Source organism: Paenibacillus sp. 1-8 (genome assembly GCF_056316205.1).
Genome location: NZ_CM149995.1, coordinates 2,948,112 through 2,958,784, shown reverse-complemented (window position 1 = coordinate 2,958,784; position 10,673 = coordinate 2,948,112). Strand labels below are relative to the sequence as shown.

The 10,673-nt window shown below is 46.1% G+C and carries 8 protein-coding genes; 7 read left to right on the top strand and 1 reads right to left on the bottom strand.

Annotated elements, in window-relative coordinates:
• The first annotated feature begins 6 nt into the window (after window positions 1-6).
• Together AC0WRU_RS13385 and araA are read left to right on the top strand one after the other, a co-directional pair.
• Window positions 7-1,272: an MFS transporter gene (locus tag AC0WRU_RS13385; RefSeq protein ID WP_476125035.1), complete on the top strand. Its 1,266-nt coding sequence runs from the start codon at window positions 7-9 to the stop codon at window positions 1,270-1,272.
• Window positions 1,273-1,612: 340 nt separating this feature from the next.
• On the top strand, window positions 1,613-3,103 hold the full coding sequence (gene araA, locus AC0WRU_RS13380) for an L-arabinose isomerase (RefSeq protein ID WP_476128643.1): 1,491 nt from the start codon (window positions 1,613-1,615) through the stop codon (window positions 3,101-3,103).
• Window positions 3,104-3,246: 143 nt separating this feature from the next.
• Here araA and AC0WRU_RS13375 read toward each other — a convergent pair whose 3' ends face one another.
• Window positions 3,247-4,806 (bottom strand): IS1182 family transposase, encoded by a 1,560-nt coding sequence (locus AC0WRU_RS13375; RefSeq protein ID WP_476125033.1) that lies wholly within the window; start codon window positions 4,804-4,806, stop codon window positions 3,247-3,249.
• A gap of 253 nt (window positions 4,807-5,059) precedes the next feature.
• On the opposite strand from AC0WRU_RS13375, the gene AC0WRU_RS13370 reads away from it, so the two are divergent.
• From AC0WRU_RS13370 to AC0WRU_RS13350, 5 genes are all read left to right on the top strand, one after another.
• Window positions 5,060-5,518: a flavodoxin gene (locus tag AC0WRU_RS13370; protein ID WP_476125031.1), complete on the top strand. Its 459-nt coding sequence runs from the start codon at window positions 5,060-5,062 to the stop codon at window positions 5,516-5,518.
• A 20-nt stretch (window positions 5,519-5,538) separates the two neighbouring features.
• A complete protein-coding gene (locus AC0WRU_RS13365; RefSeq protein WP_476125029.1) occupies window positions 5,539-6,357 on the top strand; it encodes a hypothetical protein in 819 nt (272 codons plus the stop codon).
• A 360-nt stretch (window positions 6,358-6,717) separates the two neighbouring features.
• Window positions 6,718-7,371: an HlyD family secretion protein gene (locus tag AC0WRU_RS13360; protein ID WP_476125027.1), complete on the top strand. Its 654-nt coding sequence runs from the start codon at window positions 6,718-6,720 to the stop codon at window positions 7,369-7,371.
• Window positions 7,372-7,385: 14 nt separating this feature from the next.
• On the top strand, window positions 7,386-8,903 hold the full coding sequence (locus AC0WRU_RS13355; protein ID WP_476125025.1) for a DHA2 family efflux MFS transporter permease subunit: 1,518 nt from the start codon (window positions 7,386-7,388) through the stop codon (window positions 8,901-8,903).
• A 70-nt stretch (window positions 8,904-8,973) separates the two neighbouring features.
• Window positions 8,974-10,440: an efflux RND transporter periplasmic adaptor subunit gene (locus tag AC0WRU_RS13350; RefSeq protein ID WP_476125023.1), complete on the top strand. Its 1,467-nt coding sequence runs from the start codon at window positions 8,974-8,976 to the stop codon at window positions 10,438-10,440.
• The last annotated feature ends 233 nt before the right edge of the window (window positions 10,441-10,673 follow it).

The following is a 10,673-nucleotide window of genomic DNA, read 5'->3' as shown; positions in this document are numbered from 1 at the left end:
GAAAACGTGAATAATTTGTTTAAAGACAGCCGTTTCGTCCGATTTTTTGCTTCACGCACCGTGGCAAATATAGCGGATAGCATTTATTCCATTGTATTGTTATATTTTGTTCAGCAATCGACCCAGTCAGTGGCATTTACCAGTTTCACGTATGCGGCAGTATCTACAGCATCTATTTTTAGCTTTTTTGTTGGCCCTCTCGTAGATCGTTATTCACCCGCACGCTTGGCCAGCATTGCTTTGTTTGCGCAGGCGATATTAATTTCGGTCGTTCCGTTTCTTATTCAAGACGGGATGACCAATTTAGTAGTTATCCTCGTGATCGTTTTTATAGCGTCTTGCTTTTCCATGCTGTTCTATCCAGTTAACAGCAAAATGCTGCCTCAGCTCGTTCGTGAACCAGATTTAATTATCAGGGCGAACACCATGATTTCATCGTCGGATCAGATCATTAATATCACCGGTTATCTGGCTGGAGCTTCGCTCATTATCGCTATGGGCATGAAAAACACCTTTTTACTGGCCAGCGGTATGCTGTTCCTTGCAGGTGTCGTATATATTAGACTCAGCAAACAACTCGACACCCATTCAACGGAAGGGACACATAGCGAGGGCTCGCTAAAGTTAGGGCCCTATTGGAGAGAACTGAAAGAAGGCTATACCTTTGTAAAACGCCACACCTTTTTGCGAATTATGTTGCCTTTTTTTACACTTGCCAACTTTTCAATGGCTTTCCTGATTATCACCATGCCCTCCATCGCTGTTAATTACGGTTCGCCCATCTATTACAGTTTGCTGTATATTTCTTATTTCATCGGCATTTTTATAGGTTCTTTTCTGGTAAATGTGCTTAAAAGAAATGGTCTTACCATTGCTGCTGCGTGGGTAGCTACGGGACTTGCCATTTTCCTGTTTTCCGTGATGCCCCAGATGTGGATGAAACTGCTGGCTGCCCTGCTAATAGGTGCTTTTACAGGCATTATTAATGTATTGCAAATGTCTTTGATCCAAATTATTACCCCCTTACCGCTGTTAGGACGTGTAATCGCCTTTACGAACACCCTCTCGAATGCGGCCCTTCCGCTGGGAGCTTTGATTGGCGGCGCGTTAGCATTACGATTTGCTCTGCCTGAGGTCTTGTTTATCAGCGCTCTGTTTACCGCATTGTCTGGATTAATCATGTTCTTCATCAAGGCAGTTCGGCAGTTTGAAATCCCATTAGAAAAGGCTGGGGGGGTAGAGCATCCTCATGTACCAAATGAAGTAAGTTAAAAGCCTGAACGTCTGTTTTTTATTTGAATTAGGTGATCCACTCTGTGTGGTAATTTCCTCATAATAATGCCAAGTCCGAAATTACAGGGCTTGGCATTATTTAATATGTCATGACTACTAGGACTTACGTGCTTGTTTATCTTCAGCTTTCAGATCAAAAAAATTTTTTTGCCAGATACACTTGTAATTAGAGCGCTTCCATATTAAAATGAAATCAATCCAACTTGTACGTACAACTAATCATTTTTCATCATAATCATAAGAAAAATATTAGATTGTACGTACATAATATTTTATCTATGAATACAGCTGCAACTATACTTATTTCCTGACAGGAGGAATTTTAATTATGAAACCGTTTAAATTTTGGTTTGCTACAGGAAGTCAGCATTTGTATGGACCCGAGACGCTCGATCAGGTACAAGAGCATTCTCGTCAAATTGTAGAGGGATTGAACCGTAGTGGTCATTTACCGTTTGAAGTGGTACTCAAGCCGGTTCTGACGAATTCCGACGCGATTCGTCGTCTCATTATTGATGCGAACGGAGATGACCTGTGTGCAGGGATTATTACCTGGATGCATACATTTTCTCCGGCGAAAATGTGGATTGCTGGCTTGACGCGTTTGGCAAAGCCTTTGCTGCATCTGCATACTCAATTTAACCGTGATATCCCTTGGGATAGTATTGATATGGACTTTATGAACCTGAACCAATCCGCACATGGTGACCGTGAATTTGGCTTTATCGGTGCCCGTCTGGGTGTAACTCGCAAAGTCGTCGTAGGCTATTGGGAGGAAGAAGGCGTTCAGAAACGCATCGGCGGCTGGATGTCCACGGCTGCTGCTTATAGCGAAAGCCAAAATCTCAAAGTAGCCCGTTTTGGTGACAATATGCGTGAAGTAGCTGTAACCGACGGCAACAAAGTATCTGCTCAGGCCCAGTTGGGCTGGTCGATCAACGGCTATGGTGTGGGTGATCTGGTTGAGGTCGTTAATAGCGTGTCACAGGGGGATATCAACTCTCTGTTCGAGGAGTATCACGACCTGTATGAGTTGTCCGCAGAAGCCAAGCAACCGGGTGCAGTACGTGATTCTATTTTGGAGCAGGCTCGTATTGAGCTGGGCTTGAAAAAGTTTTTGCAGGATGGTGAATTTGGAGCCTTTACAACAACGTTTGAAGATCTGCATGGTCTGAAACAACTGCCTGGTTTGGCGGTTCAGCGTTTGATGGCCCAAGGTTACGGCTTCGGCGGCGAGGGTGACTGGAAAACGGCAGCGTTGACGCGTCTGATGAAGCTGATGGCTAACAATGTGGATACTTCCTTTATGGAAGATTACACGTACCATTTGGAACCGGGCAATGAGCTGAATTTGGGTTCTCATATGCTGGAGGTATGTCCGACGATTGCTGTGAACAAACCGCGTATTGATGTCCAACCGTTGGGTATTGGCGGCAAAGCCGATCCGGCTCGTCTTATTTTTGAAGGCAAACCGGGTAAGGCGCTCGTAGCATCTATCATTGAGCTGGGAGGACGTTACCGTCTGATCATTAACCAAATCCATGCTGTGGAAAATAAAAACCAAATGCCGAAGCTGCCTGTAGCCAGCGTGTTGTGGAAACCAGAGCCTTCGCTTGAAGTATCTGCAGAAGCATGGATTCATGCGGGTGGAGCGCATCATACGGTGTTGTCCTATGCTGTAACCACTGAGCAATTGCTGGATTATGCAGAGCTGACAGGTATTGAAGCCGTCGTTATTGACAACAACACGAACATCCGTCAGTTCCGTCAGGAGCTGCAATGGAATGAACTGTACTGGCGTAATAAATAATGGATGCAATGAATAACAAGCTTCTTGTTAAAGCAGCTTATTCATAGGTTTTATCAGCGAACGGGGCTGTCCCAAAAGCCCTTAAAAAGCATATCGAAAAAGAACAAAAACACCGATATGTTCAAAAGGGACGAAGCAGAGGTTTATCCTGCTTCGTCCCTTTTGCGTTTTTCCGTCATTGCGGCTTTTTTGAGCAGATTGTGGGCAAGGCAAAGCCACCCGACCTCCAGGCTTACTTTTTGCAAGCCGCGAAGCAGGAACCTTCGGAAACCCCGATTGTTTTTTATTTGTCCAAACACGCTCTCGGGCTCAGTCATGCGCCGAACGGAAAGGGTGTATCCTTCCTCGCTGCGCAGTCGTTCCCGCATGTCGTTTTTTTGCCGCATATAGGTCAGACTGACGGCAATCTCCCGGTTGCCCTTGGCTGTGGTGCATTTCGCTTTTAGGGGACAATCGCTACAATCTTCACTTCGATAATGGCGTGTCCGAATCGTGTAGCCGCTCTCCGTGACCGTCTGGCCTTCGTATCGAAAACGTAACATTTTTCCAGCCGCACAGGTCCATGTATCTTCCGTTTCGTTGTAGCTCCAGTTGTCCACTTTGCCTATCGCTTGCTTCCAGGCCCTGGTTTTCTCTTTGTGGTATGTCCCGTATTTGACGATCGCTTGGATGTTGTGCTCTTCGAAATAGCTGTAATTTTCTTCGCTTCCATACCCTGCATCGGCAATGACCATCTCTGGTCGTCTCCCGAGTGATTCTTCCAGATGTTCCAAATGGGGCTTCAAGCATTTCGTATCGGTAGGCCGCTGATGCACGCTGTAACCGAGCACAAACTGGTTTTCCGTGCCCATCTGCACATTGTATCCCGGCTTCAGTTGACCATTTCGCATGTGATCTTCCTTCATTCGCATGAACGTCGCGTCCAAATCGGTTTTGCTGTAGCTATTGCGCTCGCCCGCGGTTTCGATCTGATGCTCATACTTTTGGAGCCGCGGCAGCAAGTCCTTGCGTAACTGGCCCACGGCTTTCTTTAAGGTTTTGTTTTTCGGTTTTTCTTGCAAAGCTTCCTCCAGTTGTTGAACCGCGTTTTCCAGCTTTTCTGCCGTGAGCGAGGAAGCTTCGCCAAGCTCAGGAAGGTCTGTACCCGCGTGGAGCGCATCTTCTTCGCTTTCGGCCGCTTCGATGGTTTGGAACAGGGTATGTACTTTTTCTTGCAGCTTGGCCTGGTGCTTGACAACGGCCTTTTTCCAGACGAAGGTGTACCTGTTTGCATTCGCTTCAAACTTGGTTCCGTCCAGAAAGTAGTGTTCCAAGGACACGTATTGCTCCTGAACAAGCAGCTCCAGCACATGGGTAAACACGGTTTCCAGCACCTCTTTCATCCGCTCCGAACGGAAGCGGTTGATGGTACGGAAATCCGGTTGTTGCCGCGCAGCGAGCCACATGAACATGATATTTTCGCGGACGGCCTTGGCGATTTGACGGGAAGAGTAGATGCGCTGGGTGTAGGCGTAAATGATGATTTTGGTGAGCATTTTAGGATGATAACTATGACGGCCACCGCCAGGATACGCAGCGTTGAAAATGGAATCACTCAGGCGGTTGACTGCGTCGTTTACCACACGGACGATGTGGTTTTCGGGGATATCTGCCTCTAAATCCATTGGTAAGAAAAGTTGATCCATGGTATATTGAATGTACAAAGAAACCGTCTCCTTTCGAATGGTTGGGTGGTACCTCCATTTTACCAAGGAACGGTTTCTTTTTGTTTTACAATTTGGAGAAAAGGGCCGTCCCCAGCCAATTTTATGACTTTTGGGACAGCCCCGTTTTGCGTATGTTTTACCAAGCATAAAACACTTTTTTGAAATTAACATTTGACAATGAGAATCATTATCAAATATTATTTGAGTAATAGGGAATAAATGCATTCCATATGTCAAACAAAAGTGAGGGATGAACTTGGGTAAAATCATGATTGCTTATGCCAGTATGACTGGTAATACAGAGGAAATCGCAGAATTGATCGCCGAAGGCGTCCGCCAGGCAGGACATGAGGCGGAGTTGAAGGCTTCATATGATTGCAGCGCGCAGGAACTGCTCGGTTATGACGGATTCCTGTTGGGTGTATATACATGGGGAGACGGTGAGCTTCCTGATGAATTTTTAGATTTTTACGAGGAACTGGATGAGCTTGATCTATTCGGTAAAAAGACCGCTGTATTTGGCAGCGGAGATACATCCTATACACAATTCTGCGGCGCGGTTGACCTGGTAGAGGAAAAAGTCAAAGAACGCGGCGCAACTGTTATTCAGGAGAGCTTGAAGATCGAATTTAACCCACTGGACGATGAGAAGGAAAATTGCCGGGCTTACGGAAGACAATTTGCACAGGCTGGTATTGGGGTGTCCTGAGATGAGAGCGAGGGATAGGTATGCGCAATAGCGATAGCTTAAGCGGCTTTCCTCTTCTGCACGACTATCAGCTTGAGGAGATGTGGAGAACTACGCAGTCTACCCGTCAATCGCAGGGAAAACGCGGGCGTGAAGGCTGGAATTGGAGGCAACGGGTTCAATATGCGGTAGGGCATGCGCTAAATGAATACTTCGAAATGGAAGTAGAGGTGCGGCGGGAAATCCCCGTCCAGTACGTGCTGGAGAAATGGTGGCCCAAGCAACCAACCGGCTTCGAATCGTTGTTCCATTACTGGGAAGTTAAAAATAAAGTGTCAGGCGAGCTGTCTAAAATTTGTGCGTTAAATAGGGACTTGTCAGTGCCGGTGATGTTGTATGAGCAATTTTGCACGTCGGTCCCTGAGCTTGAGGTCGACATTTCGCTCATTGTGCAGGCTGCCTGGCAACTGTCAGCTGGAGCCGATTCCTTGCTGATTCAGAAATACATCGTGGATTATAATCCCAACGTTATTCATACATTTCAACATTTGACGAATGTTTTTTGTTACTATGCATTTGGCGCTCTTCCGCAGCTTATTGAGGTCTACTGTCTGCTGGAGGGCAAAAAAATCCGCCTTATCCCGGGCCCTACTTCTTTACAGCAATCTCTGGATTACGTTTGGCTATTGCGGGACTCCAGAGAGGATGTACACGCGACAACAGAACGATGTCGTTGCGGAGCCTGCCTGGGGGAACAACAATCACAGGGCAATAGCAACAGGCTGGATAAGAACAAAAAAGAGCAGCAGGAGGCCAAAAACCGTAAAGAACGGTCATGGGGACCTTTGCTTTTCTCTTAGTGTATTCTTTGAAAACCTTTAAATGTAATTAATACCTTTTCGTTGAAAGAGCCTTGTTTCCCAAGGCTCTTTTTTATGAAAATTTTTTTTGAAAACTGAAAATTTATATTGCCTGAATAGATAAATGTAACTATAATATTTCAATGTACGATATTTATATGAAAATATTTAAATATAAAGGAGACGATGTGTGAGCATAGACAAGGATTGCCTATGTACATAGATAATGTTCTTTCTTTTGCATGGTAATGCTGCCATGTGCTTATTTTACGTTCTCGGTTTGGTTTGATGGCCTAATATTTCGAAATTAAAATATTAGCGTTGAATAATAAAATTTTTTGGACAACAGGGGTGGAAGAAGTGAGTAAGAAAACCGTACTGCCAATTCTCATCGTACTGCTCATTCTGAGCGGTGGAGCCATTGGCTATTATTATTGGTATCAGGCAACACACTTTGTTAAGAGTGACGATGCGCGCATTCAAGCGGATCAATATAAGGTAATGCCGCAAATTTCCGGTGAGATTACACACATTGATGTGGAGGAAGGCGATGTTCTTCAGCGTAATGAACCGATTGCGGAGCAGGATGTATCGGGGCTGGATTCCAGCATGATCAGTAAATCCGTACTGCGTGCGCCGATCAACGGTACCGTCATTAAGATTTACTCGAAGGAGCATGAAATCGGTTCTCCGGGCAGTGCTGTTGCAACCATGGTTGATATGAACAGCCTGTATGTCTCCACGAATATTGAAGAAACCGATATTGACCGCATTAAACCGGGACAGCTTGTTGACATCACGCTTGATGCTGCAGGTGACAAGACGATCCAAGGCAAAGTTCGCAAAGTGGGCGAAGCCTCAAATGCGGTGTTCTCGCTCGTTCCTGCAGTGAACACAAGTGGTAACTTTAACAAGGTGACCCAGCGTGTGCCTGTAGAGATTGCCTTGAACAAGCCGAAGGATATGAAGCTCATTCCAGGAACGAACGTGGAAGTTAAAATTCATACACCTTAAAAGGAGGGGTCCATGTGGCTGCCAATGAAACTGCTGCTGCTCCTTCGACAGATACTTCCAAAGAACGCTGGCTTGCTTTTTTTGCCATCGTTTTAGGCGCCTTTGTCGCCATTCTGAACAACAGTCTGATCAATGTCGCCATTCCTCGATTGACGACGGACTTAGGATCAACGACGACACGTATTCAGTGGGTTATTACAGGTTACACGCTTGCATCTGGTGTAATCGTCCCGATTACCGGATATATGGAGCAGCGCATCGGATACAAAAAGTTTTTAATACTTGCGCTCAGCGTGTTCTCGCTGGGAACGGGAATATGTATTTTTGCATGGAGTGATTCTTCCCTGATCGCAGCACGGGTGCTGGCTGGTCTGGGAGGCGGTGTCATTATGCCGCTGAGTATGACGATTATTTACAAAATCATGCCGCGTGAACAAATCGGTATGTCCCTTGGGATATGGGGGATCGCCGCAATGGCGGCTCCAGCCGTTGGACCTACACTGAGTGGCTATTTAATTGAATGGCTTAACTGGCGTTTCTTGTTTATTGTCAGTGTGCCGGTAGCTTTATTTGCAATTTTAATGGTTATTCTTCTGATCAAGGAGCCGCCTAAAGTAAAACCAAAGCCGTTTGATTTACCTGGTTTTTTGCTGGCCGCAACTTGTGCAGGAACACTCTTGTACGCATTGACAAACGGACAGCATGATGGCTGGACTTCTTTTAAAATTGTATCTCTACTGTTCGTCGCCTTCTGGGCGCTTGTCTTTCTCATTTATGTAGAAAGCGGAAAAGACAATGCTGTAATCGAAATTTCATTATTCAAAAATTCAAAATATACGATTAGTGTCATTGCCTCTAGTTTCGTCATGATGGGGATGTATGGAGGAACTTTTTTGACACCGTTGTTTTTGCAAAATATTCAGCATGTGTCACCGATTGATACTGGAATCATCCTCATTCCACAGGCGATTGCAATGGCGGCTATGATGCCGATTGCAGGGAAGTTATTTGATAAGTTCGGCATTGTACCTCTGGGACTTGTTGGTCTGACACTGACCAGCTTTATGACATACCATTTGCATCAACTTACGCCAGATACACCGCATATTTGGCTGGAAACCGTAATGGCATTCCGGGGTCTGGGAATCGGTATTTGTATGATGCCATTGTCCACGGTCGGTATGAACGCGGTTCATCCGAGCAAGGTAGCGAATGCGTCTACAGCATCCAATCTGGTGCGTACCGTTGCAGCATCTATGGCCATTGCAGTGCTGACAGCGATTATGCAAAGTCGTTCTGCAGCTCATGCCCAACAAATTTCGGAGACCATTACACCAGACTCGGCTCATGCGCTGCAAGCGACGTTGGGCAGCTCTTGGGTGTCATCTATAAGTGGTTTAATCACGCTGGATGCCACATCGAGAGGGATTGGGGATACGTTCCTCATTTCATCCATACCGCTGTTTTGCACGATTCCACTGATCTTTTTGTTTATTCAAAGGAAGAAAGCAAAGACACAGCCGGAGGCTTAATCAAAAGAACTACAAAATATCGACTGGATGGCTTACATTATTTCCACGGACAGAAAGAAAGGGAATTATCATGAAAATATTGAGAGTAGAAAGTACATTAGCGGCCTTGGTGCTCGGCGGCGCAGTGCTGGCAGGCTGCTCCAGTAATAGCGGAGCGGCACAGGATATGGTCGTTCCTGTCAAGATCAGCCAAGCGCAGCAGGGTATCATTGGGCAAGGGAACATTTATACAGGAACGGTAACACCTTCGGAGACGGTGAATATTGTGCCAAAAGTGGGTGGTAAAGTAGTTGAACTGCCTGTGGATATTGGCTCAGAGGTCAAAAAAGGTCAAGTGCTGTTCAAGCTTGATGACAAGGACATGCGGAATAATGTAGCGAAAGCCCGCGCCGCCGCCGCCGCGGCAGCAGCAGGAGTGGGCTCTGCTCAGGCCTCCCATGAATCGACGATGGTTCAAGCCAACTCGGGCGTAGTACAATCCAAAAGCGGCGTGATTCAGTCCCAAAGCGCAATCAATCAGGCGCAGGGAGCCATTAATCAGGCTACTACAGCCGTAGAACAGGCGACACACGGCGTCTCCTCGGCCGCCAATACAGTGAAGCAAACGCGGCAAGCGCTGGCGGATGCTCAGAAAAATGTGACACGTACACAAAGCCTGTTCGACGCGGGTGCGAGTACCCAAGCACAATTGGAACAAGCAAAAACAGCCGTTGTGAACGCTGAAGCGGCATACAACAATGCGCAAAACGCACAGGCTAATGCCCAGGACCAACTGGTGGCTGCTCAGAAGGCGCTCACTACGGCCCGTAACAGCTACGATTCAGCAAAAAACAGCTACAGTAATGCTAACAGCGGCTACAGCAATGCACAAAATCAACTGAAGGTATCTCAAAATACAGCGGTTATCGAGTCCAGCCAACAGTCTCTCAAGCAGGCTCAGTTGAATGTGAGCATTGCTCAGGACGCACTCGACGATACAGTGATTACATCACCGATTAACGGTATTGTAGGTACGAAAAATGCAGAAGTAGGCGAAATGGTATCCGCACAGGCTCCTGCGCTGGTCATTGCCAACCTGAGTACAGTTAATACACTGATCTATGTACCGGCTGAGCAGATCAACAATGTAAAAGCGGGCGACAAGGTACAGGTACGTGTAGCAGCCTCCAATATTGTGACAACAGGTACAGTTAAAAATGTAAGCCCGTTGGACGCAAGTGGAAAAGGATATCCTGTGAAAATTTCGGTGGCTAATCCGAACGTGAAATTGAAATCCGGTATGCTGGCTGATATCAGCTTTGTCGCTGCAAATGCGCAAGAAGGTATTGTTGTTCCTACCGCAGCGATTCAAAAGGATCAAGGTAAGCAATATGTATACGTTGTGAATGGTGACCATGCGAAACGCAAGGAAGTGAAGACGGTGCAGACGACAGGCTCACAAACACTGGTTACCAGTGGCTTGAGCAACGAAGAGAATGTAATCGTGAATAATCTGGCGTTGCTGTCTGATAACTCACCGATCACCATTAGCCAATAATTCGGCTTCAAAATCTCTTGTATTATATAGTAGAGATTTATTAGGGAGTATAAGCGCAGGGCAGACCGGAGCAGTTTTACCGGGCTGCCTTGTTTAATTTCATTGCGCACATTTTACATAGGATTGATGTCGTTAGGGGTCTATTTTTGACGAACATTGGTATGATAGGATAGACTAAACTGGAAATAGATAGTTTACGAGATAGGGATTTATTACATTTTCAGATCAGTGAT

Coding starts and splice junctions, on each gene's coding strand:
- AC0WRU_RS13370 (WP_476125031.1), top strand. CDS start 5,060: ATGAACTTGGGTAAAATCATGATTGCTTATGCCAGTATGACTGGTAAT.
- AC0WRU_RS13365 (WP_476125029.1), top strand. CDS start 5,539: ATGCGCAATAGCGATAGCTTAAGCGGCTTTCCTCTTCTGCACGACTAT.
- AC0WRU_RS13350 (WP_476125023.1), top strand. CDS start 8,974: ATGAAAATATTGAGAGTAGAAAGTACATTAGCGGCCTTGGTGCTCGGC.